The organism is Herbaspirillum rhizosphaerae (assembly GCF_046025915.1).
GTDB classification, from domain to species: Bacteria; Pseudomonadota; Gammaproteobacteria; order Burkholderiales; family Burkholderiaceae_D; genus Herbaspirillum; species Herbaspirillum rhizosphaerae_A.
In genome coordinates, this window is sequence record NZ_JAQQFR010000004.1 from 341,957 (window position 1) to 366,903 (window position 24,947).

22 protein-coding genes are annotated in these 24,947 nt (G+C 56.0%); 14 read left to right on the plus strand and 8 right to left on the minus strand.

Annotation, left to right across the window (positions count from 1 at the left end; genetic code table 11):
* Positions 1–62 precede the first annotated feature (62 nt).
* The 5 genes from PQR63_RS08505 to PQR63_RS08525 all read left to right on the plus strand — a co-directional run bounded on the left by PQR63_RS08505 (position 63) and on the right by PQR63_RS08525 (position 6,088).
* The gene (locus tag PQR63_RS08505) at positions 63–302 is read left to right on the plus strand and encodes a hypothetical protein (protein WP_408167344.1); all 240 of its coding nucleotides are present in this window, start codon (positions 63–65) and stop codon (positions 300–302) included.
* Between the two features lie 393 nt (positions 303–695).
* On the plus strand, positions 696–1,826 hold the full coding sequence (locus tag PQR63_RS08510) for a GGDEF domain-containing protein (RefSeq protein WP_408167346.1): 1,131 nt from the start codon (positions 696–698) through the stop codon (positions 1,824–1,826).
* Positions 1,827–2,323: 497 nt separating this feature from the next.
* Positions 2,324–3,841 carry an FAD-binding oxidoreductase gene (locus PQR63_RS08515; protein WP_408167348.1) on the plus strand — a complete coding sequence of 506 codons (1,518 nt, stop codon included), beginning with the start codon at positions 2,324–2,326 and terminating at the stop codon, positions 3,839–3,841.
* Positions 3,838–5,220 carry a GGDEF domain-containing protein gene (locus PQR63_RS08520; protein ID WP_408167351.1) on the plus strand — a complete coding sequence of 461 codons (1,383 nt, stop codon included), beginning with the start codon at positions 3,838–3,840 and terminating at the stop codon, positions 5,218–5,220. Before PQR63_RS08515 ends, PQR63_RS08520 begins: the two co-directional genes overlap by 4 nt.
* 31 nt (positions 5,221–5,251) lie before the next feature.
* Positions 5,252–6,088: a TIGR02285 family protein gene (locus PQR63_RS08525; RefSeq protein WP_408167352.1), complete on the plus strand. Its 837-nt coding sequence runs from the start codon at positions 5,252–5,254 to the stop codon at positions 6,086–6,088.
* A 161-nt stretch (positions 6,089–6,249) separates the two neighbouring features.
* Here PQR63_RS08525 and PQR63_RS08530 read toward each other — a convergent pair whose 3' ends face one another.
* Complete coding sequence (locus PQR63_RS08530; protein ID WP_408167353.1) at positions 6,250–7,125, minus strand: LysR family transcriptional regulator; 876 nt, start codon at positions 7,123–7,125, stop codon at positions 6,250–6,252.
* Between the two features lie 101 nt (positions 7,126–7,226).
* On the opposite strand from PQR63_RS08530, the gene PQR63_RS08535 reads away from it, so the two are divergent.
* The gene (locus tag PQR63_RS08535; protein WP_408167355.1) at positions 7,227–8,159 is read left to right on the plus strand and encodes an NADP-dependent oxidoreductase; all 933 of its coding nucleotides are present in this window, start codon (positions 7,227–7,229) and stop codon (positions 8,157–8,159) included.
* 27 nt (positions 8,160–8,186) lie between these two features.
* Complete coding sequence (locus PQR63_RS08540; RefSeq protein WP_408167357.1) at positions 8,187–9,071, plus strand: SDR family oxidoreductase; 885 nt, start codon at positions 8,187–8,189, stop codon at positions 9,069–9,071.
* Here the strand turns inward: PQR63_RS08540 and PQR63_RS08545 are convergent.
* Positions 9,017–10,423 carry an aminotransferase-like domain-containing protein gene (locus PQR63_RS08545; RefSeq protein ID WP_408167359.1) on the minus strand — a complete coding sequence of 469 codons (1,407 nt, stop codon included), beginning with the start codon at positions 10,421–10,423 and terminating at the stop codon, positions 9,017–9,019. The genes PQR63_RS08540 and PQR63_RS08545 overlap by 55 nt on opposite strands.
* Positions 10,424–10,706: 283 nt before the next feature.
* Here PQR63_RS08545 and PQR63_RS08550 point away from each other — a divergent pair, with 283 nt between their 5' ends.
* The gene (locus PQR63_RS08550; protein WP_408167361.1) at positions 10,707–10,952 is read left to right on the plus strand and encodes a hypothetical protein; all 246 of its coding nucleotides are present in this window, start codon (positions 10,707–10,709) and stop codon (positions 10,950–10,952) included.
* 225 nt (positions 10,953–11,177) lie between these two features.
* Here PQR63_RS08550 and PQR63_RS08555 read toward each other — a convergent pair whose 3' ends face one another.
* A complete protein-coding gene (locus PQR63_RS08555; RefSeq protein ID WP_408167438.1) occupies positions 11,178–13,019 on the minus strand; it encodes a TRAP transporter large permease in 1,842 nt (613 codons plus the stop codon).
* 26 nt (positions 13,020–13,045) lie between these two features.
* Positions 13,046–14,134, minus strand: a complete 1,089-nt coding sequence (locus PQR63_RS08560) for a TRAP transporter substrate-binding protein (RefSeq protein ID WP_408167362.1) — start codon at positions 14,132–14,134, stop codon at positions 13,046–13,048.
* 256 nt (positions 14,135–14,390) lie between these two features.
* On the opposite strand from PQR63_RS08560, the gene PQR63_RS08565 reads away from it, so the two are divergent.
* From PQR63_RS08565 to PQR63_RS08580, 4 genes are all read left to right on the plus strand, one after another.
* On the plus strand, positions 14,391–15,311 hold the full coding sequence (locus PQR63_RS08565; RefSeq protein WP_408167364.1) for a LysR substrate-binding domain-containing protein: 921 nt from the start codon (positions 14,391–14,393) through the stop codon (positions 15,309–15,311).
* Positions 15,312–15,631: 320 nt separating this feature from the next.
* Positions 15,632–16,999 carry an NAD(P)H-dependent oxidoreductase gene (locus PQR63_RS08570; RefSeq protein WP_408167366.1) on the plus strand — a complete coding sequence of 456 codons (1,368 nt, stop codon included), beginning with the start codon at positions 15,632–15,634 and terminating at the stop codon, positions 16,997–16,999.
* 9 nt (positions 17,000–17,008) lie between these two features.
* Positions 17,009–17,338, plus strand: coding sequence for a putative quinol monooxygenase (locus tag PQR63_RS08575; protein ID WP_408167368.1), 330 nt, complete (start codon positions 17,009–17,011; stop codon positions 17,336–17,338).
* The gene (locus PQR63_RS08580) at positions 17,335–18,231 is read left to right on the plus strand and encodes an NAD(P)-dependent oxidoreductase (protein ID WP_408167371.1); all 897 of its coding nucleotides are present in this window, start codon (positions 17,335–17,337) and stop codon (positions 18,229–18,231) included. The genes PQR63_RS08575 and PQR63_RS08580 overlap by 4 nt, the downstream gene beginning before the upstream one ends.
* Positions 18,232–18,327: 96 nt before the next feature.
* Here the strand turns inward: PQR63_RS08580 and PQR63_RS08585 are convergent, their stop codons facing one another.
* Positions 18,328–19,269, minus strand: a complete 942-nt coding sequence (locus tag PQR63_RS08585; protein WP_408167373.1) for an AraC family transcriptional regulator — start codon at positions 19,267–19,269, stop codon at positions 18,328–18,330.
* 100 nt (positions 19,270–19,369) lie between these two features.
* Here PQR63_RS08585 and PQR63_RS08590 point away from each other — a divergent pair, with 100 nt between their 5' ends.
* A complete protein-coding gene (locus PQR63_RS08590) occupies positions 19,370–20,107 on the plus strand; it encodes an SDR family oxidoreductase (protein WP_408167374.1) in 738 nt (245 codons plus the stop codon).
* A 78-nt stretch (positions 20,108–20,185) separates the two neighbouring features.
* Here the strand turns inward: PQR63_RS08590 and PQR63_RS08595 are convergent, their stop codons facing one another.
* Positions 20,186–20,818, minus strand: coding sequence for a carbonic anhydrase (locus PQR63_RS08595; RefSeq protein ID WP_408167376.1), 633 nt, complete (start codon positions 20,816–20,818; stop codon positions 20,186–20,188).
* A 251-nt stretch (positions 20,819–21,069) separates the two neighbouring features.
* Positions 21,070–22,887, minus strand: coding sequence for a glutamine--fructose-6-phosphate transaminase (isomerizing) (gene glmS / locus PQR63_RS08600; protein ID WP_408167378.1), 1,818 nt, complete (start codon positions 22,885–22,887; stop codon positions 21,070–21,072).
* A 138-nt stretch (positions 22,888–23,025) separates the two neighbouring features.
* Here glmS and PQR63_RS08605 point away from each other — a divergent pair, with 138 nt between their 5' ends.
* Positions 23,026–23,493: an Lrp/AsnC family transcriptional regulator gene (locus PQR63_RS08605; RefSeq protein WP_408167380.1), complete on the plus strand. Its 468-nt coding sequence runs from the start codon at positions 23,026–23,028 to the stop codon at positions 23,491–23,493.
* 42 nt (positions 23,494–23,535) lie between these two features.
* Here PQR63_RS08605 and glmU read toward each other — a convergent pair whose 3' ends face one another.
* Positions 23,536–24,894, minus strand: coding sequence for a bifunctional UDP-N-acetylglucosamine diphosphorylase/glucosamine-1-phosphate N-acetyltransferase GlmU (gene glmU, locus PQR63_RS08610; RefSeq protein ID WP_408167439.1), 1,359 nt, complete (start codon positions 24,892–24,894; stop codon positions 23,536–23,538).
* Between the last annotated feature and the right edge of the window lie 53 nt (positions 24,895–24,947).

The following is a 24,947-nucleotide window of genomic DNA, read 5'->3' on the forward strand; positions in this document are numbered from 1 at the left end:
AACGGCCAGAAGAAGATATCTAATTTACCTCGCGCAACAGGCCCTTACCACCAATGTTAAACATGGACGCAATTAACCTTTGGGCTGCGCTGCGGTCATTACATCCTGAAAGAACTGAACGTTTGGTCGAGGCAGTTGGCCCCGTGTTCGGTACTGCAGAGAGCTTTATTGAACATCTAGACACACTGCGTCAGGGGGCGGCAATTGCGAATGGCCGATGCGGCTACATTGGAAACCCTTACGAGCAAATTGCAGAGGATTTTGAAGTACTTGTGTGTGTTGCCAAAAGAGATTTTGGGTAAAAATAATGACTAAAATTTATTCGTACAGCTAGCATAAGCCCATCTGAAGATGGCAGCTCTCGGCCAGAAGCCGTCTTTCAATAGGCACGAAATTCAACACGGATACGGTAAAGATGAGGCGCCGCAGAGCTTTACCAGAAAATCGAAAAGGCCACCGCTTCCTAGTCGACGCTGACTGAAACGAACCTGCAAATCAATAATCATCGACATTTCAATTTTAAAAATGTCGCACGAGCAACTCTTCGGGCAAGCTCTTTCCCTCTTGCACAACATGACAAATAATTAGAAGATAAGCGCGCTCCCTATGCTTCGACAAACGTAAAGACAGCGTCGTTCTCTCCTTCCTGCAAAAATGGCGGCAGCCCACGGGAACTCGTTAAAGCCAATAAAATAATGACAAACGTTCCGCCGACGATTCCCGACCAGCTTGTATCCCCCTATGACGCGGCGATTCGCGCCGATAGGCTTTCACTTCTTTTTCGTCAGTCTTTCCCGGCTCTTTTTCTGAGTCTGCTGATCGCCTGCATCATGTGCTGGACACTGTGGGGGAGCATTTCGCCGCACGCTGTCTATGCATGGATTAGCGTGCTTGGTGTGAGCACACTTATCCGCCTGATCATGTTCTTGCGTTATTTTGGGACTCGCCCTCAGGGGCAGCAGATTCTTGCCTGGGAACGTCCCTATGCGGTAACGCTCATGCTGTCTTCGCTTATATGGGGACTGGGGGCGCTGTATCTGATACACGAAGTCAAAACGATGCAACAGGGGATTGTGCTGTTCTTCCTGGCCGGCATGCTCGGTGGCAGCATGGTTACCTACGCCTCTCATCGCGTAATGACAATCTGCGCAATGAGCTGCGTGATGGTACCCAGCACATTATGGCTGTACATCCAGCCGGGCCAGGCCGCACTTGGCATGGCGATCGCTTCCACCGTCATGATCGCCACCGCATTTCTGGGGACAAAAGTACTTTCCAAGGCCATGCAGAGCAGCCTGTTGCTGAGTTATCAGTTGCAACACGCCCGCGATATCGCAGAAAACATGGCCCGTACCGATGCCCTCACCGGCATCTTCAACCGACGGGCCTTCGCCGAATGCGGCGAACAGGCAATTCGCCTGTGCGAACGCAACGCGCATCCAGTCAGCATTCTGCTGATCGATATCGATTTTTTCAAACACGTCAATGACGCCCATGGTCATGGCGCCGGCGATCTTGTGCTGAAAAAAATGGGGCATTTGCTCGAATCTCAATTCCGTAAAACGGATATATGCGGCCGCTTCGGCGGGGAAGAGTTTGCCGTCCTGCTGCCGAATACGGAGATCGCCGCTGCCAAAATACTTGCCGATAAATTTCGGGAAACCGTCGCCGACACGGCGATTCCCTGGCAAACAGAAAATCTCGGCGTGACCATCAGCATCGGCGTCGCTGCCGATAGCTACGATCTGGAATCGCTGCTGCACCGTGCGGATATGGCGATGTATCAGGCAAAGGCGAGTGGACGGAACGCCACGGTTTGTTTATAGCCACAGCCCCGCATTGATCGTAAGCCCCTCCTCATCACTCGAAACTCGCAGCACAACATGAAGTCACTCGCGTGACTTGGTCGCTTCGGTATTAACGGTAGGTTCCGGCCAGTAGCGAAACATGCATGAACACAAATAGACAAATTCGTCCGGACTATTTTTACGCGTTTGCACCGAGGCATCGGAGTTTGCATTAGGCCGCAGTAAATCTGACCACCAATCATCTTGTGACCTAACGTCCAAGAAACCTTGACCGCACCTCCGTTGTTTAGCAATTGCAGAGGGGAATCATCTCTTGCCAATAAGCACACCGACAGTATTTCGTTGGTTTTTGGCAATACTTACAGGGATCACCATACCGGAGGTCTAGAAAGAACTGCACTTGTTGGCTGATCAAGGTAAACCAAAATAATACGGTCATACGGTTCGGATAAAATTAATCCCCTAAGCGAATCCATTCGCGCGAACAGAAAAAATAAACTTCAACGGGGGTAATAATGCGCGATTCCAATTTCATGCCACGGCGCAAGTTTTTGCAAACAGGGGCTGCGTTATCTGCGTTGTTATACGCGGGCGGTTTTCCTGCAGCAGTGAATGCGGCGCCTGCACTCCATTCACCAAAAAATTTACGGGCTTTGCGCAGCAGCTTGCATGGTCGCCTGATATTGCCAGGTGAAATGGGCTACGCGATGGCTGCAGCGCCCAACAATGCCCGTTATGCCGATGTATTGCCGCTGGCAGTAGCGATGTGCGCAGACGCGCACGACGTCCAGCTTTGCCTGCGCTGGGCATCAGACCATCGCGAGAAGTTTGCGATTCGCTCGGGGGGCCACAACTATGCTGGCTTCTCAACCACCAGAGGCTTGCTGATCGACGTCAAGGCCATGAACAAGGTGTGGTTCGACATCCATAAAAATCGCGGCTACATTCAGGCTGGCGCCAACAATCAAAATATGGCCGACGCCTTCAGCGGCTCCAGCTTTGCTATTCCCTCCGGCCGCTGCCCCACCGTGGGCGCCAGCGGCCTGGTGCTCGGGGGCGGCTGGGGTTTTGCTGCAACCCATGCAGGGCTGACCTGCGATAGCTTGGTACAAACGGATATCGTGCTGGCCAATGGCCGGCAGATCAGCGCCGACGCCAACGGCGACTTCAATGACCTGTTCTGGGCTCTCCGCGGCGGTGGCGGCGGTAACTTTGGCGTCAACACGGGATTCAGTTTCGCGTTGCACGAGGTGAAGGATGACGTGACGATCTTCAACATCCTGTGGCCGGCCGAAAAGCAAATCGAGTTGCTCAGTACATTGCAGGAAATACAAAACAATCACGCGCTGCAGATTTCAACCCGCACCAAGGCCTATCCCGATGCCCCCGGACCGCGGCCGCGACGCGATCAGTTGCAAGTAACCACACTGGGCCAGTTTTTCGGGCCGCTCGACAAGGCGCTGGAAGCGCTCGCTCCGGCACTCAAGCTGGTCAAACCGATCAAGCGCGATATCCGCCAGATGAGCTACTGGCAAGCGCGTGACTATCTCATAACCGATGATCCGAACGGCATGTATGACCTGCGCTCAAGCTACGTGGCCGAAACCCTGCCACCGGAAGCGCTGGAGACAATGCTGCAATGGATGATGAAATGGCCCGGAGGCTCGCTGCTGCCGGAAAATATGGGGATTCTATTTGCCATCGGAGGCAAGGTCAGGGACGTAGCGCCGGATGCCTCCGCGTACGTGCACCGAAAGGCCAACTACATATTTGAAATGGAAAGCGCCTGGGCGCCGATAGATCGTCCGGATGTGGTGCGCAGGCAGCAAGCGTGGCTCACGGAATATTTTGCGGCCATGCAGCCATTCATGTTGCCGCAATCCTACGTCAACTTTCCTAGCCGGGCCCTCCCGGATTGGGCAAAAGCTTACTATGGAGATAATCTGGCACGATTGATGCAAGTAAAAAAGAAATACGATCCTGGTAACGTGTTTTCCTTTGAGCAAAGCATACCCGTCGGCTTAAAAACATGAATTTTGTCTCAAAGCATTCTTTGGCTGTACATTTGCTACGCATCATTTTCGGCAGTTACTTTGTGGTGACTCTCATTGTTACTTGCATTCAGTTGGGCGCTGAATATCAGCATACGAAAGCGGGAATCGACAACGAACTGACGGCCATGGAGCAGACTTTTGGCGCCAGTCTGGCCAGTTCGACATGGCGCTTTCAAGGCGATGTGCAAAAGGCTACGCTCACGGGCATCAGTAATCTGCCTGTCGTGACTGGCGTCAAGATAGAAGATCCCCAGGGACGTGTGAGGCTCGCGTTGGGAAACATTGATGACAGCGACGGAATACAGACGCATGTCAACGCTGATGGCGTGCGCAGCCCGGTAGCGTCTGACTTCTTGAATGCCGCTATCGGCCATCGCTTTCCCATCCTCTATGTTGACGAACATAATCTCAGCCACGATATCGGCTCCTGGACGGTGTACTCCAGCCGTCACGTCGTCGTCAAAAAAGTCGCCTATGGATTCATGCTCATTCTTATCAATTCCATTATCAAGACCTTGGTGTTGTGGTTCATCTTCCTGTATGTGTTTAACCGTTGGCTAGGCGCGCCCATTACCGAACTTAGCTCCTTTGTACGGGAGCAGGATCTGAATCAACTCAATACGCAGCAAAGCATAGCGTTGCTCGGGAAAAAACAGCATGAATTGCATTTCCTTGCAGACGCCATCAACGCCATGCTGGCAAGCATAAGAAAACACATGGGACAAAACCGCGCGCTCTACGACGAGTTGCAGCAGGAAAAAGAGTCACTGCGCGTTCTGAACAGGTCGCTGGAACTGCGCATTGCCGAACGCACCCACGATCTGGCGCAAGCCAACGAGCAACTCAAACTGCTCAGCCTGACCGACGCGCTCACCGGTATTCCCAACCGCCGCTGTTTTGATCAGACCCTCGATCAGGAGTGGCGGCGCTGCGCCCGCAATGGCAAACCGTTGATGGTCGCTTTATTTGATGTGGACTGGTTCAAACATTACAACGACCACTATGGCCACATTGCCGGGGACGAAGTATTGCGCCGAGTTGCCAGTACCTTGCGACAAACTGTCGGCAGGGCCGGCGACACCGTCGCGCGTTATGGTGGAGAAGAGTTTGCACTCATAGCACCCGACACTGATAGCGAATCGGGGCTTAGTATTGTGCACAGAATGCGCGACGCTATTTTTTCCCTGGACATGCCTCACGCGTTATCAAGTTTCGGGCGCATCACGGTCAGCGTCGCTGTTGCCAGCTGTGTTCCGTCTCAGCACGAGGGGGATGTCAATACGCTACTGCAAACAGCCGACGCAGCCCTGTATCGCGCAAAACTAACGGGACGCAACCAGGTTCTGGTTGCGGAATAGCACCTTCCGGTACGATTGAAGAAAGTAAGCGATGTTGCATAGAGTTCTGCGTTATGTTTTGCTCCTCCTGTTGACGACTCTCCTATGTCCAGGTGCAATGGCTGCCGACCAGATCATATGGGGTAAACATCATGTACCGCCCTATATGATTCGAGAGGGAGAGTGGGCACATCAGGGAATTTTTGATCTGACGCTTGGCGTGATTACGGAGAATCTGCCTCAGTATCAGCATGTGGAATTGGCAGCGCCGTTTCCACGTACGATCAGCGAAATTAAAAAAGGCAGCCATTGGTGTTATATCGGTATGTTGAAAACACCGGAACGTGAGGCCTATGGTTATTTCTCTCTGCCCACATCGATTTTTCTTCCCTTGCGAATCATTGTGCGTCGCGACCGCATGGCCCAGTTCAAAGCCCCGCAATCACTACAGGCCCTGCTACAGAACCGTCAGTTCATCACCTCGGTGATGCGCGATCGATCCTACAGTCCCACAGTAGACAAACTTCTGGCGGCATATCCACCGAGAGAAAATTATTCTGAACAAGTCGAAGCCATTAGCATGTTGTTGGCTGGGCGTATCGACTACATGATCGAGTTACCGTTGCTGGCATTTGATCAGGCACGACTGATGAATCGCCCTGGAGAACTGGTCGCTATTCCTACTCAGGAAACTGACGAAGTTGTCTACAACCGGGTAATGTGCCCAAAAAATGATTGGGGGCGAAATGTCATTGAGCAGATCAATAAGGTACTGATCGCTAATCGCAAAAAACCTTATTACCGCAGTATCGTGGAGAAGTGGCACGACCCGGAATCGGTGGCTGAAATCCGTAAAATTTACGATACGGTCTTTCTCAAGACTCCATAAATACTTTGCAAATGAAGAGCGGGATTTTCAACGGAATCGAGAGCTAGCTTTGTTTGATTTGGCGATCAACAGCGACGAAGCGACCAGTTCAATGTGAAATAACTTCGGCGACTCGATAAAGCATCGCGAAATGGATGGCCGGTGCTCCCCATCAACCGACATCAAATAGTGAACACACCACTTCGATACTGTGCGCACATAAACTCCACGAAAGCGCGAACTTTAGGGCTCTGCAAGCGACGGGAAATGTGCAAGATCCAGAGTTCGACTTCTTCACCTACTTCTCCCCATACCGCCAGTTCGCCTTTCTCGATTGCCCCACCGATGATGGACTGAGGCATCAACGCCACTCCGGCGCCCGCAATGATCGCATCACGCACCATCAGCAACGAGGAGAGGCGCAACACCGGCTGTGGTTCGATGGTGAGCTTGCTATCGCGTATCGTCCAGATGTCTCCTTCGCGATAGGTCGGCGTTACCACCGCCGGAACCGCGCAAGGCGTGTCGCTACGTCTGCGTGGCATGCGAATAGATGGTGCCGCTGCCAGGACCAGACGATCCCTCGCAAAACACCTCCCGACCAGATTGCTGTCCTTGCGTGGATTGATGCGAACCGTTACATCGAAATGTTCTTCGACCAGATCAACCAGCCTGTCCTCTGCCACGGCTTCGACCTCGACCTCGGGATAGATCGCCACGAATTGGGCGGCTAGCCGTCCCAGTGCCAGTTGGGAGAAAACGAGCGGCGCCGCGATACGAAGGCGACCTTTCGGGCTGGCCATGCCTTCACGCACCTCCTCCAGCGTGTCAACGACATCGCGCATCGGCCCCTCCGTCCCCGCCAGCAACAACTGGCCGGCTTCCGTCAATTCCAGGCTGCGCATGCCTCGTTCAATAAGTCGCAGGCCCAAAGCATCTTCCAGCTCCGCAACACGGCGCGACAACGTTGCTTTGGAGCGGCCGCTAGCGCGGCTGGCCCGGCCAAAGCCGCCGTGAGTGGCCACCAGGCGAAAGTCTTCAAGGGCGTTCAAATCCATAGGTGTCCCAATATTGATACAGGCTGTCTATATTTTATGGTCTTTGTTTTAAATATGAAACCCCTTATCTTTGGCTCGTACCCAACTAAAAGGAGTTTGAAATGAAAAACGTTCGCGCATTAATGCTTGCTCAATACGGCGGCCCTGACGCCGTCAGTATTTCCACATTGGACGCCCCGTTAGCGGGCGCCGGTCAGGTGCTAGTCCGTGTCCGCGCTGCCGGTGTCAACGGGCTGGACTGGAAAGTCCGGGAAGGTTATGTCAGGGACGCTTTCCCTTTGCAGTTGCCTGCAGTCCTCGGAATCGAACTCGCCGGTATCGTCGAAGCGGTCGGGCCGGGCGTCAGCCGTTTGCGCGAGGGTGACCGTGTAATGGGGGCACTTGGCAGCCTCGGCGCCTATGCCGAGCTGGTGGCCGTGAGCGAAGAAAATCTCAGCCTGGTGCCGGAGGCGTTGAGTTTTGTGGAAGCTGCGGCCTTGCCTGTCGCTTCCGTCGCCGCCTGGCAGAGTCTTCATTTTGCAGGCCCGATCCATGCGGGGCAGCGCATCCTCGTCCAAGGTGCGGCGGGCGGTCTGGGCGGTTTCGCTGTGCAGTTTGCGCATCAGGCTGGTGCCGTGGTATTCGCTACCGCTTTGGAGAGCCACTTCGATTATGTCCATAGTTTAGGCGCCGACCATGTCATCGATTACCAGCAAGGTCGATTTGAGGAGGCCATCAAAGACATCGATCTGGTGCTCGATTATGTCGGTGGAGATGTCCTTGATCGCTCGTGGGCGGTGCTTGCCGAAAACGGTGCAATCGTCAGCACCGCATCGCCAGCCATCCAGGCAAGCACGCCCGCTGGCCGCCGCGGGCTGTGGTTCATGAACAAGCCCGACGCCGAGAGGCTTCGCTTGATTGCCGATGAGGTGGCGCGAGGAAGCTTGCAGTCCCGGATTGACGCCGTTGTGAGCTTTGATGACTTGCCCGCTGCGATCGACCGTAACCGTACCCGTCCGCAAATCGGCAAGACCGTCGTGGACTTCTCCCTCTAATCGGCATTTTCCGAAAGAAAGCACATCATGAGTATTCTCGTCACCGGTGCATCAGGCACCATCGGTTCCAAAATCATCCAGCGCCTGGCATCCAGCGGCACAGAAGTGAAAGCGTTGGTCCGTACACCAGGAAAGGTGGCTCTTCCACCTGGCGTTACCGAGGTCGTCGGGGACATGGCAAGCACGGCATCCATGCGCGCAAGCCTGTCTTCGGTACGTACTTTGTTCCTGCTCAATGCGGTCGTTCCGGATGAAGTCACGCAGGCGTTGACGACCTTGAACCTCGCCAGGGAAGCCGGCATTGAGCGCATCGTCTACTTGTCCGTGATCCATGCGGACGTGTACACCAATGTGCCGCATTTCACCGGCAAGCACACAGTGGAGCGGATGATCGAAAGCCTCGACATCCCCGCAACCATCCTGCGCCCGGCTTACTTCATGCAAAACGACGAGCAGGTCCGGTCCGTCATCGAGGGATACGGCGTCTACCCGATGCCGATCGGCACTGCAGGCGTACGGATGGTAGATGTGCGCGACATTGCCGATATCGCTGCGGCCGAGCTGCTCCGACGGCATCACACGGCCCACGCCTTGCCCGGGCATACGCTCGAACTGGCGGGGCCGGAGGCGTTGACTGGCGCGATGGCCGCGAGCATCTGGAGTGAAGCGCTGCAACGACCGATTGCCTATGGCGGCGATGGCCTCGACGGTTTCGAACAGCAATTGAAGGCCCATGGGCCTGACTGGCTGGCCTATGACATGCGGCTGATGATGGCCCGCATTCAGCAGCACGGCATGCATCCCCAAAATGGCGCTGCAGAGACCATGGAGAAAATATTGGGACGCCGCGTGCGCAGCTATCGCGAGTTCGTCGTTGATACGCTTGAGTCGGGCCTGCGCGCAAGCAGCTGAGACAGCCGTTGAAGTCCTGCCTGTAAGCGCCCACGGTCCTTGATGCTGCCCAGCGAGATCCGGATAGCATTCACGGATCCGCTGCCGGTTGCAAATGCCTCCGCCGGCGTGACGGCGATGCCTACGCTGTCGGCTGCACGCGCAAGCTGTGAAGAGTTCCAGTACGCCGGCAACTCGAGCCATACATGCAGGCCGTCGCCTGCACCGCTGTACCGTCCCGCCAGAATATCCCGGGCCATCCGGTGGCGTACGCGCGCCTCGTTGCGTACGCCTTCCATCAATCTGTCAGCCGAATCGTCGAGGATCCACTGAGTGGCCAGTGCGGTCGTCAGAGGAGCGACCATCAGCGCGAATGATCGTAGCGCTGACAGGAAGCGTTCGCGTTCGTGCGGATCGCGTATTAGCACGAACGCGACACGCAAGCCGGGCGTCAGGCATTTCGACAGGGTTGAGATGTAGACCACCTGTTCCGGGGCAAACGTGGCAACAGGTGGTGGCGGGTTATCGGCAAGAAGCCAGTAGGGATCGTCCTCGACGATGCGCACATTGCAGCGCTTCGCGATGCCGGCGAGCTCCTTGCGTCTGCGTTGCGGAATGGTGACGGCGGTCGGATTCTGCAATGTCGGATTAAGGTAGACCAGCCCGGGCTTGTGTCGGCGGCACGCTTCCTCAAGCATCGCAGGCAGCATTCCGTGCTTGTCTGCTTCCACCGCAATGATGCGTCGGCCGAATTGGTTCGCCGCGGCACATAAGCCGGGATAGCTCATTGGTTCTGCCAGGATGACATCGCCAGGCGCCGTCAGCGCAAGGATCAATCCAGCGATCGCCGCTTGTGCACCCGGACAGACAACAAGCTGTTGAGAATCCAGATGTCCAAACATCGGTGCCAGCCATTTGGCCCCAGCCTTGCGATCGGAGTCGCTTCCCCCGGCCAGGTGGTAAGTCATCAGCAATTCGCTATCTGCCCCCATCAGTACTTGAGACAAGCCTTGTTTCAACATGTCGTCGAAGTCCACGCCATCCGGAGGTGGAGGGGTGTTCATGCTCAGGTCGAGAATCGAGGTCAATTCGACTTTCGGTGCCGCGATATAAGTGCCTCGGGCACCGCGGCCCTCCAACAAGTTGCGGCGTCTGGCTTCGTCGTATGCGCGCGTGACCGTCGTCAGGTCGACGTCCAGCTGTGCTGCCAACTGACGCTGCGGAGGCAGACGGTCACCCGGTTTCAGCGATCCTTCTACCATCGCCGCCTGCAAGGCATCCGCAATCTGCAAAAACCGCGGCCCGCCATGCACGGCCAATCGCGGCAACCAGATCGGCAAATTTTCATCTTGTATGTTTTTCGACTGGGACATTTTGTCTCAATGTATGGAAATTGCTTTCAAGTAGTATGCGTCAGGATGTGCAGCAACACCATCCTCGCATGGCAGTCGCCGACGTTTTGCCCTCTCTCATCTGCATTCCGGCAAGTCACGCCGCTGGATACCATTGCAATTTCATCAGTAGACGCAATGAAAGATGCAAGCAGGATGTCTGAGCGGAAGGTTTGAACAAAAAATGAAGCTGCTGAAGCAGCTTTTTTTGAGGTGGTGCTCCTCACGATAGACAGCGTTAAGTAACAGCTTGGAAATACACAAAATGATGGAATGGATCCCTATAGTCTTCGTTACATTCAAGGCCCTCGTGCTCGGTATAGGCATGTTCTTCGCCATCAAGTGGCATTACGATCAAGGGAAAAAGGAGAAAAACACGGAGAAGGAAACACGCGCAGTGCTACGCGCGGGCGGCAAGGTAGCCGCAGTCTTCATGCTATCGCTCCTGGGCCTGGGGATCGTTACCTTCGTCCTTGCCCGCAAGCTCGGTTTGGACTTGACCTTCCCCTGATGGCAAAGAATAGTCGGAATGATAGCGAAGCGATGTACCAGCAGGCAGGGGCGGCGTTCTCGTCTGGAATTGCGCGCCAGGTATTCGATTCAAGCCCGGCAGCAGTATGCAAAGGCTCTCCGATCGGAGAGCCTTTTTCTATTGATAGCCCACGTATCAGGTTAAATCGTGAAGTCTGCCTATCGTCAGGCCAGGTTCGGGGCTTTTGTTTGAAACATCGGGAAGTTAAAGAAAACCGATTGATATCCAGGGAATGAAGGTAATGGCAATCAACCCTAGTAACAACATTCCCAGATAGAGCCAGATACGTTTGAGCGCCACTTCCGGTTTCACTTCGCCGATGATGCAGGCTGCGTAATAGCAAAGGCCGAAGGGCGGTGCAAATACGCCCAGTCCCATCGCGAGAATAACGACCATGGCGTAGTGTATTTCGTGGATGCCGAGCTGGCGCGCCACAGGAAATAACAGGGGGCCGAATAACACGATGGCAGGGATACCTTCCAACACGCTGCCAAGCACGATGAAGGCCACGATGGAGACCAGCAAGAATCCTGTCGCGCCGCCCGGCACCGCCGTCATCATTGCTGCAAGGTCGTGTGAAAAGCCGGATTGCGTCAATGCCCATCCCATTGCGCTGGCGGCGCCGACGATAAAGAGAATGGCGCCTGATAACGCCGCCGTCTGCACCAGAATCGGTAACGCCATATGCCACTTCAGACTGCCGCGATAAATGATCAGGCCGACGATGAGCGAATAGGCAATACCGATAGTCGATACCTCCGTTGCCGTCGCCACGCCTTCCACCACGGCAGTACGGATCACGAAAGGCAACAGCAATGCGGGAACGGCGATAGCGAAGGTTTTCAGCACGTGCTTGAGCGGGGCTTTGCTCGTCGCTACATGGTCCGATCCCGCGCGCCACCAGGCAACTACTGCCAGCACAATGGCGAGCACGAAGGCCGGCATGATGCCGGCAGTGAACAGCGCGGCAATTGATATTCCTGTTACGGAGGCGATTGCGATCAGGACCAGCGAAGGTGGGATGGTCTCGCTCATCGCACCGGATGCGGCCAGTAGTGAAATCAATTCACTATCCTGCATGCCACGCTTGCGCATTTCGGGAAACAGCACCGGTGCCACTGCCGCCATGTCTGCAGTTTTTGAGCCGGAGATGCCGGACACCAGCAGCATGGCGCCAAGCAGCACGTACGACATGCCGCCGCGCACATGACCGACCAAGGCTGCGAGAAACTCCACCATCACGCGCGCCAGCCCGGTTGCATGCACCAACTGGCCCAGCAGTACGAACATCGGCACCGCAAGCAGAATCAGGCTGCTCATACCTTCGTCCATGCGGCCGACGACGATCACCACCGGTGTAGTTGTTGTGGTCAACAAATACGCACAGGTCGCTATCGCAAAGGCGAACGCGATCGGCGCACCGGCCATGACAGCCGCGCCCAGCAAGCCGATAAAGAAAATCGGCAGTGCGCTTTGTCCCATTGCGGTGAGCATCGGCGCCGCCAGATAACAGGCGCCGGCGATCACGGCCAACAACGCCGCTACGGTCAGGATGTCACGCTTGTTGTGGTGCATCAGGCGCAGCGCGCAGCTCACGAAGGCAATCAGGAATCCGACTGGAACGGCCAGTGCCCGCACCATGCCGCTCCATCCCAGTGCCGGTGTCTCGACGAAACCCTGGTCTTCCACATAGTCGAAGCTCGGGTGCAGCATCATCAAGAGCAGCACGGCGGTGACGCCTACGGCTAGCGTTTCCGCCCAGGCCTGAGTACGCGGTGATAGTTTCGACACAAAGAAAGTAAGGCGCATATGGCAGGAGCGTTGCACCGCCAGTGCACTGCCCAGCATCGCCAGCCACAGGAACAGGATCGATGCCAATTCATCGCTCCAGATCAGCGAACTGTGCAGTACCGAGCGCGCGATGATGCCGATGAACAGCAGTGCCACCTCGGCGACCAGTACGGTAGCGGTGAGGACTTCCACCGATTTTTCCAGCCAGTGCTGCAAGCTGCCGAGCAAGTTGCCGGCCGGGCCTTTCAGTGGCATGGGCGGTGCGGCGCTATGCACGGCGCTCACGACATTTTCCCTACGACGGCCTCCAGCGCAGCCCATGGCGCAGCGCCGAACTTGTCACGCCATTCCTTGTAGAAGCCTGCATCAGACAAGGCTTTTCGGAAAGAGTCGCGGTTGGCGGTCTCGAAGACGATACCTTTCTTGGTGAGCTGATCCTTCAGCGTCGTGTTGAGTTGCTCAACGTCGCCGCGTTGCTCCATGTAGGCGCGATCAAACTCGCGTTGTACGATTTTTTTGAGATCTTCAGGCAGAGCTGCAAATGCGCGGCGATTGCCGAGCATCCAGAACGGATCCCAGATGTGGTTGGTTTGGGTGATGTATTTCTGCACCTCATACAGTTTGCCGGAATCGATGGCGACCAGACCGTTTTCCTGACCATCCACCAGTTTGGTTTGCAGCGCTGTGTAGAGTTCGTTGAAGTTGATCGAGGTCGGGTTGGCGCCCAGCGATTTGAACAGCGACGTGAACATCGGCGACACCGGCACGCGAATGCGATATCCCTGCAGATCGGCAGGGGTCTTGATCGGCTTGGATGCAGAGGAAATCTGGCGGAAGCTGTTGTCGCCGGCCTTGGCCACCGAGACGAAGCCGCTCTTGTCGATTTGTGCGCGGATCAGTTTGCCCAGATCGCCGTCCACGCTGCTCCATACCTGCTGATAATCGGAATACGTGAAGCCAACGTTGGTGATCGCAGCCAGCGGCACGACGGTCGAAATGACCGAACCGGCGATATTCAGGAATTCGACGCCACCCGAGCGCACTTGCGTTAGCAGATCGGTGTCCGAGCCCAGTTGACTGGCGGGGAAGAAACGAATGTCGAGGCGACCCGCACTGGCTTCGCGAATACGATCAGTGGCCTGCTTGAGGCGTGCATTGATCGGTTGATCGAGCGACTGGCCGGTTGCCAGCTTGTAGTTGAATTCAGCGGCGCGTGCAGGCCCCGACCAGACCGTGAATAGCGGCAACGTCGCCGCTGCAGTGAGCAAGCTGCGGCGTTTGGCGGAAGGCAGGCTCGACGGCGAATCTGATGACGAATCCAATGACGAATCCGACGAAAAATCGCCGCGTGGCGGTTTGGTTTGCTTCATGCTGTTGTCTCCAGTTTTTATAGGTCGGGATCCGGTTTGAGGGCGGTTTTCCAGGTGGAGGCGCCTTGTTTCACCGGATACAGTGCAGCTTGTCTGGCTGCGGCAATCGACATCTTGGCCGAATGCCTTCCAAATTCCCTGGTCGCCTTCTATGAGGTTGCCTGTGGGAGTTCGTGATTGAATGTAAGAGGTTTATTGGTGAAGTACAATTAATTTATTTTTAAGTATCGTGTAGAAAATTTAAAGAGTTGACGCCATGTATCTTCCTCTTCGTTCGATCAGTGTTTTTCATGCGGTAGCCCGTTCCGGCAGCATCTCGAGCGCGGCAGAAGAACTCAACGTTACTCCCTCGGCGGTGAGCCAGCAGATCCAGGCGTTGGAAACGCATCTGGGCACGTCCCTGATGGTCAAGGTAGGCCGTGGCGTCGCCCTGACGGAAGCCGGTGAGCGTTATTTTTCCATGATCGCGGAAGAGATCGACCGCATTTCCGAGGCGACGCAAAGCATACGCGGCCTGCGTCCTGTGACGCTGCTGACGGTGCGAGCCACCCCGACTTTGTCGAGCAAATGGCTGCTGCCGCGCTTACGTTCATTTTTGGACGCCAATCCTGACCTGGAAGTGCGCCTGAACGGCACCAATGAAGTAACTGACTTCACGCGTGAGACCGTGGATGTCGAAATCCGCCACGGACGTGGCCAATGGCCAGGCTTGTTCACCGAAGGGCTGACAGAGGAGTGGTTTTTCCCTGTCTGCAGCCCCGGCTATGCGGCTGCAGACAGTATGGATGTTGCCGACGTCGCTCAGCACCGGTTGATTCAGTCGGTCAAATCGCAGGTGCAATGGCCGTATTGGTTTTCCATGAGCAAGATCACTCCACCGAATCAGATGCGCCGGGTATTGTTCGATCGCAGCCACATGGCGGTCGATGCTGCCGCCGACGGTATCGGCCTGGCGTTGGAAAGCAGCCTGATGATGTGGCGTGAGCTGCGCGACGGTGGCCTGGTCTGTCCGGTACGCAATCCGCCCAAGATTTCCCAGACCACCCAATGGATTGTCTGTCCGGTCGACCATCTGCGTAAAAACAAAGTCAGCGTTTTCATCGATTGGCTACGGGTGGAGGTCGCGCAATGGCAGGCGGAACAAGCGCAATATCTGCGTCTGCCGTTTCAGGGCTAATCACTTTTCCCATTCTCTTTTTCCATTTTCATCCCTCGTCCTTTCTACTTTTTAGAAAAACTAAGTATTTCTCTCGTAAATGTTAATTGTTTTAACAGGATGCGCTGAGTAAACTTTTTGCACGAGTTGGGCGAATTTCAAACTGCACAAGAAGCAGTTCGCCCAACGCGTAAGAGTCTGCCGGTCAGTCTGTTCCATGGCGCTGCTTCATCTGTGGCGGCGCAAGACATAACGGCAATTTCACGCTTTCAGGTATCGCACCCAAAGCCCAGAACGCGAGAGACAAGGGCGATACCTTCTGTCATTGACGAGGATAAAAAATGAATCTGTACAGCTTGCTGCGCGAACGCGCGGCGGCCGGTCGCCCAGTGCGCGTCGGTCTGGTCGGCGCCGGTAAATTCGGCTCTATGGTGTTGGCGCAGGCCCGGCTTATCGAAGGCATGCATATCGTCGGTGTCGCCGATCTGAATGTGGAAAAAGCCCATGCCGCACTGGAGCGAGTGGGCTGGGAAAAAGACAGATATCAGGCCAAGACGCTCGGCGATGCAGTCAAGAACGGCACCACCTGCGTGCTGGATAGTGCCGCTGCATTGGCTGATTGCCAGGAGATCGAGTGCATCATCGAAGCAACCGGCCACCCGATTGCAGGCGTGCGCCACGCCCTGTCGGCTATCGATGGCGGCAAGCATGTGGTGATGGTCAACGTGGAAGCCGACGCCATGTGCGGTCCTTTGCTGGCGGCACGCGCCAAAGCCAAGGGACTGGTCTATAGCATGGCCTATGGTGACCAGCCCGCAATCATTTGCGAACTGGTCGACTGGGCGCGTTCTTGTGGTTTCGAACTGGTCTCGGCCGGCAAGGGCATGAACTACGAACCGCGTTATCGGTATTCGACGCCGGATACGGTCTGGGGATTCTTCGGCTGGACTGAAGAAGAAGTCGCCAAGGGCGATTTCAATCCCAAGATGTATAACTCCTTCACTGACGGTACCAAGGCCGCGATTGAAATGGCGGCGGTCGCCAACGGCACCGGTCTCGATTGTCCTGACGACGGCCTCGCGTTTCCGCCAACCGGCTTGCAGGATTTGGCCAGCGTGTTTCGTCCCGCAGCGGATGGCGGCCGGCTCGCGCGCAGCGGGCTGGTTGATATCGCCGCCAGTCAGGAGCCGGATGGTCGCGAAGTCTTCAACAACATCCGCTATGGCGTGTTCGTCACCTTCAAAGCGCCGACTGAATATGCACGCGCCTGCTTCAAACAATATGGCCTGCTGGTCGATAAATCCGGCTGGTATGGATCGATGTGGCGCCCGTTCCATATGATTGGCCTGGAAACCAGTATCAGTGTCTTGTCGGCCGTATTGCGCGGTGAATCTACCGGATGCTCGAAGGAGTTCCGAGGTGATGCAGTCGCCACCGCCAAGCGTGATCTGCAAGCCGGCGAAATGCTGGACGGTGAGGGCGGCTATGCTGTGTGGGCCAATGCCATTCCTGCGTCGAAGAGCCTTGCACTGGGAGCGCTGCCGATCGGATTGGCGCACAACGTCAAGCTCAAGCGTCCGGTCAAGAAAGACACTGTCGTCCGCTTTGAGGATGTTGAATTGTCGAGCGATCTGGACGTGGTGAAACTGCGTCAGGAAATGGAACGGCATGCCCGCGCCAATCCGGGTGGCAGCATCTTGTTGCGCTAGGAACTGCGCATGGCAAATGCAGAAATGAAGTCAGCAACAGCATTTGTCGTCATTGCAGAGTTCGAGGTCAAGTCCGCCCGCATGGCGGATTTCCTCGTGCTGGCGCATGACGATGCGAATCATTCCGTGGCAGACGAATCTGGTTGCCGCCAATTCGACGTCGTGTGCTTTGCTGACTCGACGCATGTGCTTTTTTACGAAGTCTATGACGACCGCGCTGCATTCGATCGGCATCTGGAAACACCGCATCTGGCGCGCTTCAGGGCGGGTTTTCCTGCATGCATCGAGCGTGAGCTGCCGGTGCGGTTCGGTAGCCTCGGCAGCGGAGAAAAGACATGACAGCAACACGCAGCATTGAAACAGTCGGTTTCATCGGTACCGGCATCATGGGCTTTCCCATGGCGCGCCATCTGGCGCAGGCCGGCTATCGCGTGCAGGCCTGGAATCGCACTCCGGAGAAAGCACAACGCCTCTCTGCATTCGGCGCCACGATAGTCGCAGAGGCCAGTGATGTTGTCCGCAATGCCGATGTGTTGATATGCATGTTGAGTTCCGGTCCCAGTTGCGATGAACTGCTACTGGGTGAACATGGATTGATTGCAGGCATGTGCGCAGGAAGCCTGCTTGTCGTCATGAGTTCAATTCCAGTCGAGACTGCGCGCCATCAGGCGGAGCAGGCTACCGCATGTGGCATTGCCTACGTTGATGCTCCTGTATCCGGCGGTGAAAAAGGCGCGATCGAAGCCAGCCTGGCGATCATGGCGGGCGGCACGGCACAAGCCTATGAGCAAGCGTTACCGTTGCTCAAAAAAATGGGTCGCCCCACGCATGTCGGTCCGGCAGGATCCGGAGAACTTGCCAAGCTCGTCAACCAGATGATGGTAGCCAACAATATCGCCAGCGTGGCAGAGGCGCTGTTATTGGCTGAGCGTGGTGGTGCAGATCCGGCGAAGGTGAGGGAAGCGCTCCTTGGCGGCTTTGCCGACTCGACGATACTGCGACAACATGCATTGCGCATGATTAGCGGCGACTTTACACCCGGTGGCCCGGCGCGCTATCAGGTGAAGGATACAAGCACGGCGATTCGCTTCGCCGCGAGTGTAGGTCTGGATTTGCCGATGCTCAACAAGTCCGATCAGTTGTTCACGGACATGCTGGAAAATGGCGATGGCGACCTCGATCACAGTGGAGTGATACGAGAACTGCGTCGGCGTAATCATCTTCCTCCATGACGCTGATGTTAAGCCGATTATGAAGCCAATGGAGAAGCTGACTACGTCTGTGCTGGTCGATTGCGGGACACGATATCTTCAGACGCGAAGAAAATGCTATGCACCAAGTGCTTCCGCATGTTCAGCATGCTCCATGTGCTCGCGTGCCTCGCGTGCATAATGCGTCGGTGACAAGCCCACATGGCGATTGAATGCGACGCTGAATGCGCTCGCAGAGCTATAGCCGACAAGTTCAGCCACTTCGGCAACGCCATTGCTTGTACTACGGAAGAGATTTTTCGCCAACGCCATGCGCCAGGCCAGCAGATACCCCATCGGCGATGTACCGACTGCGTGGCTGAATCGTTGGAAAAAAGTTGAGCGAGAAAGGGCCGCTTCCTTCGCCAGTTGAGCAACGGTCCAACGCAAGGTCGGACTCTCATGCATGCGCCTTATTGCCACCGCCAGGCGCTCATCGGCAAGCCCGCGCAAGAGTCCGGGTGTCGCATCTGTTCCTGAGGTGGCGCGGAACGCTTCAATCAGGAGAACTTCCAGAAGCCGCGTAAGGATGACCTCCCGTGCCGGACGTTTTTCCCGTGATTCTTCTCCTACCAACTGCACGATGGTGGCTAGCCGTTTTTCGCCGCGAATGTGTACCAGTTGCGGAAGGAGCGAGACCAGCAATGCTGCGTCCGGCGAACCAAATGCGCAGTGGCCTATCAGCAATCGCACATCATGTGGAGCATCGTGAACACCGACCCGGAACTCGCCGTTCGGCAATTTAGTCGGTGCAGTCACCAGATGCCTGGCAGTGGTGGGCGCCAAACTCGACGTCATGTAATCGTGTGCGGCAGGGATCAAGGCAAAATCGCCTTCCTGCAGGATGATCGGATCTTGCCCGTCGACATCCAGCCGGCATGAACCTTCCGTCACGACACAGTAGAAAGGTCGCGGATCGCGTACCCGGCGTACACGCCAGGGACCTGCGCCACTGACAACTTTTGAAAACGCAGGTTGCGGCTGCAGGAGCATGACAACTTCGGCGAGCGGATCGACCATCTGGACTCCTGCGAATGGAAAGCGGACTCTTGATTGTAGCAAGTCCAGTTCTGGCGCGCTAAAGTCAATGTGTTCTCAACCAAACACAGGATGCAAATCAATGAAAACCGTATTCATCACCGGATGTTCGTCCGGCTTCGGACTCGACATCGCCAACTATTTCCTCGCTCACGACTGGCATGTCATTGCAACGATGCGGTCGCCGCGTGAAGATATCCTGCCGCGTTCCGATCGATTGCGCATCCTTGCGCTCGACGTCACAGATCCGGAAAGTATCCGTCAGGCCGTGGAAGCCGCAGGGCCAATCGATGTCGTGGTCAATAATGCGGGAATCGGCATGTTAGGTGCGCTGGAAGGTATTTCGATCGCTGCTGTGCGCGAGATTTTTGAGACAAACACTTTCGGCCCCATGGCGCTGATTCAGGCAGTGTTGCCGCAGTTCAGACAACGCAAGGCGGGTGTCATCATCAATGTCACGTCATCCGTCACACTGAAATCGTTTCCCTTGCTATCGGTGTACACCGCAAGCAAAGCGGCGGTCAACGCCTTCACCGAGTCGCTTGCGCTGGAGCTGGAACAATTCAACGTGCGTGTGAATCTGGTATTGCCGGGACGCGCACCGACAACGCGTTTTGGTGAGAATGCACAATCGCGTATGCAAGGCACCATTCCTGAAGCGTATGCAGAACTGGCGCAGAATATTTTTGCCGAATGGGGCAAACCTGCTCCCGTTACTGAAGCGAAGGACGTGGTGGAAGCAGTATGGCGTGCGGCAACGGATCCATCCTCTCCGATGCGTATTGCGGCTGGCGCGGATGCGGTGGCGTTGTTCGGGTAAAAAAGGACGGCGGTAATTGCCCCGCATACTTCGGGATAGCGATATGCGGGGCAATCCGGTACTGCCGACTTACGGGTATTAAAGTTTGCTTGAGGGATGTTCCGCCAACGAAATAAAGCTGTTCGTGGCGAAGTCCAACGCATCTATTGAGCCACTTTCAATATCATAGACCCATCCGTGAAGCGTCAATCGACCTTGAGCGAGAGCCAAGGCTACCGATGGATGTGTTCGGATATTATTCAGCTGTGCAATGACGTTCTCGCGAACCATCCCGTTAATGCGGTCATTCTCATTCGCATGGTTCTTTGATTCATTAATCATCCGAGCGGCATCGGCATAATGCAGCCAGTGTTTGACCGCCGGCATGTGGTCCAAACATGCGCACGTGGCGACTGCTTTCATCGCGCCGCAATCTGAGTGGCCGCAGATGACGATGTCCGTTACTTTCAGCTGCGCGACTGCGTATTCAACGGTTGCACTGACACCGCCCGGTTCGGGGCCAAACGACGGGACGATGTTGCCGGCATTGCGAATCACGAACAGCTCACCTGGTTCTCGCTGTGTGACAAGTTCCGGCACCATTCTGCTATCAGAGCAAGAAATGAATAATGCTTTTGGCGTTTGGCCAGTCGCGAGCGTTTTGAACAGCTCCTTGCGTTTAGGAAAGACATCCTGTTGGAAGCGAAGAAAACCATTAATAATGTCGCGCATATTGAATTAAAAGTTGGCGTATACGGAAGCGCCATTATCCCTTAAATGCCTATATTCCGTCACCTGCGACAATCGCTGAGAGGCCATATCAAGCTAGGCGATCACGGCGGTCAGCACCTTGCCTAGCCCGAATCCTACGGTACCGACACTCTCAGTGCTGGCGAGAAAATTTAAAGGTGCTATCTTTGCCAGCCATTCGCAATCGGGAATTTACCCATTTCAAATTGCTGCCATGAACTCCAATTCGCGAATCATTCAACTGTGACCGATTTTGCAAGGTTCCGAGGCTTATCTACGTCGGTACCACGTGCCAACGCCGTGTGATACGCCAGCAATTGCAGCGGCACCACATGCAGAATCGGCGACAGCAAACCGTAGTGTTCCGGCAAACGGATGACGTGCAGGCCTTCGCTTGAGACGATGCTGGAGCCGGCATCGGCGAATACATATAACTGGCCGCCACGCGCCCGAACTTCTTGCATGTTGGATTTCAGTTTCTCGATCAATGCATCGTTCGGTGCGATGGTGACGACGGGCATTTCTTCTGTGACGAGCGCCAGCGGGCCGTGCTTGAGTTCGCCGGCGGCGTAGGCTTCGGCATGGATGTAGGTGATCTCTTTCAGCTTCAACGCGCCTTCGAGTGCGATCGGGTAATGCAGGCCGCGTCCGAGGAAGAGGGCGTTTTCTTTGCGTGCAAACGCCTCAGCCCAGGCTGCGATGCCGGGTTCCAATGCGAGCACGCTTTGCAATGCCGCTGGAAGATGGCGCATTGCTTTCAGATGCGCAGCTTCTTGCTCGTCGCTGAGCAGGCCTCGGGTTTGTGCCAGCGCCAATGTCAGCAGAAACAACGCGGCCAGCTGTGTGGTGAATGCTTTGGTGGAGGCGACCCCGACTTCAACCCCGGCGCGCGTGATGTAGGCCAGTTGCGATTCGCGCACCATGGCGCTGGTGGCGACGTTGCAGATCGTGAGCGTGTTGGTCATGCCTTGCGCGCGCGCATGTTTGAGCGCAGCGAGCGTGTCGGCGGTTTCGCCGCTTTGCGAGATCGTGACTACAAGTGATTTCGGATTGGGGACGCTGTCGCGGTAGCGATATTCGCTGGCGATTTCTACATTGACCGGAATCTTTGCAATCGATTCGATCCAATATTTGGCGGTGAGACCGGAGTAATAGCTGGTGCCGCAGGCGAGGATGAGCACCGAATCGATGTGCTTGAAAACCTTGTGCGCGCCGTCGCCGAACAATTCCGGCATGATGCCGTCGACGCCTTCCAGCGTGTCGGCGATGGCGCGCGGTTGTTCGAAGATTTCTTTCTGCATGAAGTGCTGATAGGGGCCGAGTTCTACCGCGCTGGTGAAGGCGTGTACGGTTTTAACTTCGCGTTCGGCTGGCTTGCCGTTGACGTCCACAATCCAGTAGCGTTGCAGTTGCAGGTCGACGACGTCGCCTTCTTCGAGGTAGACGATCTGGTCGGTGGTGCCGGCCAATGCCATGGCGTCGGAGGCGACGAAGTTTTGTCCTTCGCCAACGCCGAGGATCAGCGGTGAACCGTGACGAGCAGCGACGACGCGGTGCGGTTCGTCGACGCAGAAGACGGCGATGGCGTAAGCGCCGGTCAGGCGACGCACAGCTTGTTGCACGGTGTCGAACAGGTCGCCCGTATACATGTGATCGACCAGATGGGCGATGACTTCGGTGTCGGTTTGGCTTTCAAAGACGTAACCTGCGCTTTGCAGTTCTGTGCGCAGTTCTTCGTAGTTTTCGATGATGCCGTTGTGAACCAGTGCAATGCGATCGCGCGAAAAATGCGGATGCGCGTTGTGGGTGGCAGGTGCGCCATGTGTCGCCCAGCGGGTGTGGGCGATACCGGTAAAACCAGCGAGGTGGGTTTCGGCGACTTGCTTTTGCAATTCGGCAACGCGGGAGGTGCTACGCGAACGTTGCAGTTTGCCGTCCATGTGTACGGCCACGCCGCAGGAATCATAGCCGCGGTATTCGAGGCGCTTCAATCCTTCCAGCAAAATTGGAGTGACATCCTTTTGCGCCACGGCGCCGACGATTCCGCACATATGCTGCCTTTCATAATTGAGTAAGTGGGCTCATCTTAGGGCAGACAATATGAAATAAGATTTCTAAATTGATTGCTATTTGGATTATTATTCCATGCTATGTAATGATTGAAACAATATTTCAAATAATTGACTTAAATGGATAAAATGGAGATAGACGATCTGGACAAGCGCATCTTGAATGCCTTGCAGGACGATGCCTCGCAAACCAATCATCAATTGGCGGAGCGGGTACATGCCTCAGCGCCGACTTGCCTGCGCCGGGTCAAGCGTTTGGTAGATGCGGGCGTCATTGCGCGCCAAGTCGCCTTGCTGGCGCCTGAGAAGCTCGGTCCGGCGTTGACCGCCATTGTTGAGATCACGCTGGATCAGCAGGGTGACGAGCGTCAGGTGGAGTTTGAGGAGCTGGTGGCAGGCGAGGCGGCGGTGTTGCAGTGCTATCGCGTCTCACCGGGACCGGATTTCGTGTTGATGGTGCAGGTGGCTGACATGCCTGCTTATCACGCGCTGGCACATCGTCTGTTTGCTACGCACAAGAATGTGCGCAATGTGCGTAGCTATTTCTCCATTCACCGCAGCAAGTTCGAGACACGGATCGCCGTCTGAGGCGATTGTTGTGATTGTTGCGATTGCCGCGCCTTCCGCGCTTTATTTCTTGATCTTGACCGGACGCGTCCAGCCGGGCAGCGACATCTGTTTAGCGCGTGACAGCGTCAGCTGATCTGCCGGCGCATCCTTGGTCAGCGTGGTGCCGGCGCCGATGGTGGCGCCTTTGCCGATGCGCACCGGAGCGACCAGTTGGCTGTCGCTGCCGACAAAGACGTCATCTTCGATGATGGTCTCGAATTTGTTGACGCCGTCGTAGTTGCAGGTAATGACGCCTGCGCCGACGTTGACGCCGGATCCGATGGTGGCGTCGCCAATATAGGTCAGATGATTGGCTTTGCTGCGCGCGGCGATCTTGCTCTTTTTGACTTCCACAAAGTTGCCGATATGCACGTCTTCACCCAGCTCGGTGCCGGGACGCAGGCGCGCATACGGGCCGACTTGCGCGGCCGCACCGACGATGGCGTCGTCAATGTGTGAAAACGGTTTGATCTGCGCACCTTTGCCGATGCGAGCATTCTTGATGATGCAATTGGCGCCGATGGTGGCGCCGTCGGCGATTTCGACGTTGCCTTCAAAGATGCAATTGACGTCAATGCTGACGTCGCGGCCGCAGGTCAGCGTGCCACGTACATCAAGGCGTGACGGGTCGAGTAGCGTGACGCCCTGTTCCAGCAGGGTGTTGGCGATGCGGCGTTGATAGGCGCGCTCCAGTTCCGCCAGTTGTACCTTGCTGTTGACACCCAATGTCTCGGTGATGTCTGCCGGCTGGGCCGACACGACTTCGACGCCGTCCGCGACTGCTGCTGCGATGACGTCGGTCAGGTAGTACTCCCCTTGCGCATTGTCGTTGGATAGTGCTGCCAGCCAGGTGCGCAGCTTGGCGGTCGGGGCGGCGATGATGCCGGTATTGACCTCTTGAATGGCGCGTTCGGCCTCGTTGGCATCCTTTTGCTCGACGATGCGGGTGATTTTGCCGTGTTGGCGCACGATGCGGCCGTATCCGGTCGGGTCGGCCACGGTGACTGTCAGTACGGCCAGCTTGTCTTTGCCTGCGACTGTCAGCAGGCGTTGCAGGGTTGCCGGCGTTGTCAGGGGGACGTCACCGTAGAGCACCAGCGTGGAAGCATTGTCATCAATAAAAGGCAATGCTTGCGCGACCGCATGGCCGGTGCCGAGTTGCGGCTCTTGAAGGGCAAATGACAGCGTTGTGTCGGCAAAGCTAGTCGGAACGGCATCGCCGCCATGGCCGTAGACCACGCACAATTTCGACGGCGCGAGGGTCTTGGCGGTATCAACGACATGGCCAAGCAGCGGTTTGCCGGCGAGCGGATGGAGCACTTTGGGTAGCGCGGATTGCATGCGTTTGCCCATGCCGGCGGCGAGAATGACGACGTTCATACGTTTGAGGATGGTGGCGAAAAAGAAGGCGAAAGTGTAGCACGCACCTGACT

Excerpts from the sequence above, each read along its gene's own strand:
- PQR63_RS08505 (WP_408167344.1), top strand. The coding sequence starts at position 63 with ATGGACGCAATTAACCTTTGGGCTGCGCTGCGGTCATTACATCCTGAA.
- PQR63_RS08510 (WP_408167346.1), top strand. The coding sequence starts at position 696 with ATGACAAACGTTCCGCCGACGATTCCCGACCAGCTTGTATCCCCCTAT.
- PQR63_RS08515 (WP_408167348.1), top strand. The coding sequence starts at position 2,324 with ATGCGCGATTCCAATTTCATGCCACGGCGCAAGTTTTTGCAAACAGGG.
- PQR63_RS08520 (WP_408167351.1), top strand. The coding sequence starts at position 3,838 with ATGAATTTTGTCTCAAAGCATTCTTTGGCTGTACATTTGCTACGCATC.
- PQR63_RS08525 (WP_408167352.1), top strand. The coding sequence starts at position 5,252 with ATGTTGCATAGAGTTCTGCGTTATGTTTTGCTCCTCCTGTTGACGACT.
- PQR63_RS08530 (WP_408167353.1), bottom strand. The coding sequence starts at position 7,125 with ATGGATTTGAACGCCCTTGAAGACTTTCGCCTGGTGGCCACTCACGGC.
- PQR63_RS08535 (WP_408167355.1), top strand. The coding sequence starts at position 7,227 with ATGAAAAACGTTCGCGCATTAATGCTTGCTCAATACGGCGGCCCTGAC.
- PQR63_RS08540 (WP_408167357.1), top strand. The coding sequence starts at position 8,187 with ATGAGTATTCTCGTCACCGGTGCATCAGGCACCATCGGTTCCAAAATC.
- PQR63_RS08545 (WP_408167359.1), bottom strand. The coding sequence starts at position 10,423 with ATGTCCCAGTCGAAAAACATACAAGATGAAAATTTGCCGATCTGGTTG.
- PQR63_RS08550 (WP_408167361.1), top strand. The coding sequence starts at position 10,707 with ATGATGGAATGGATCCCTATAGTCTTCGTTACATTCAAGGCCCTCGTG.
- PQR63_RS08555 (WP_408167438.1), bottom strand. The coding sequence starts at position 13,019 with ATGCCACTGAAAGGCCCGGCCGGCAACTTGCTCGGCAGCTTGCAGCAC.
- PQR63_RS08560 (WP_408167362.1), bottom strand. The coding sequence starts at position 14,134 with ATGAAGCAAACCAAACCGCCACGCGGCGATTTTTCGTCGGATTCGTCA.
- PQR63_RS08565 (WP_408167364.1), top strand. The coding sequence starts at position 14,391 with ATGTATCTTCCTCTTCGTTCGATCAGTGTTTTTCATGCGGTAGCCCGT.
- PQR63_RS08570 (WP_408167366.1), top strand. The coding sequence starts at position 15,632 with ATGAATCTGTACAGCTTGCTGCGCGAACGCGCGGCGGCCGGTCGCCCA.
- PQR63_RS08575 (WP_408167368.1), top strand. The coding sequence starts at position 17,009 with ATGGCAAATGCAGAAATGAAGTCAGCAACAGCATTTGTCGTCATTGCA.
- PQR63_RS08580 (WP_408167371.1), top strand. The coding sequence starts at position 17,335 with ATGACAGCAACACGCAGCATTGAAACAGTCGGTTTCATCGGTACCGGC.
- PQR63_RS08585 (WP_408167373.1), bottom strand. The coding sequence starts at position 19,269 with ATGGTCGATCCGCTCGCCGAAGTTGTCATGCTCCTGCAGCCGCAACCT.
- PQR63_RS08590 (WP_408167374.1), top strand. The coding sequence starts at position 19,370 with ATGAAAACCGTATTCATCACCGGATGTTCGTCCGGCTTCGGACTCGAC.
- PQR63_RS08595 (WP_408167376.1), bottom strand. The coding sequence starts at position 20,818 with ATGCGCGACATTATTAATGGTTTTCTTCGCTTCCAACAGGATGTCTTT.
- glmS (WP_408167378.1), bottom strand. The coding sequence starts at position 22,887 with ATGTGCGGAATCGTCGGCGCCGTGGCGCAAAAGGATGTCACTCCAATT.
- PQR63_RS08605 (WP_408167380.1), top strand. The coding sequence starts at position 23,026 with ATGGATAAAATGGAGATAGACGATCTGGACAAGCGCATCTTGAATGCC.
- glmU (WP_408167439.1), bottom strand. The coding sequence starts at position 24,894 with ATGAACGTCGTCATTCTCGCCGCCGGCATGGGCAAACGCATGCAATCC.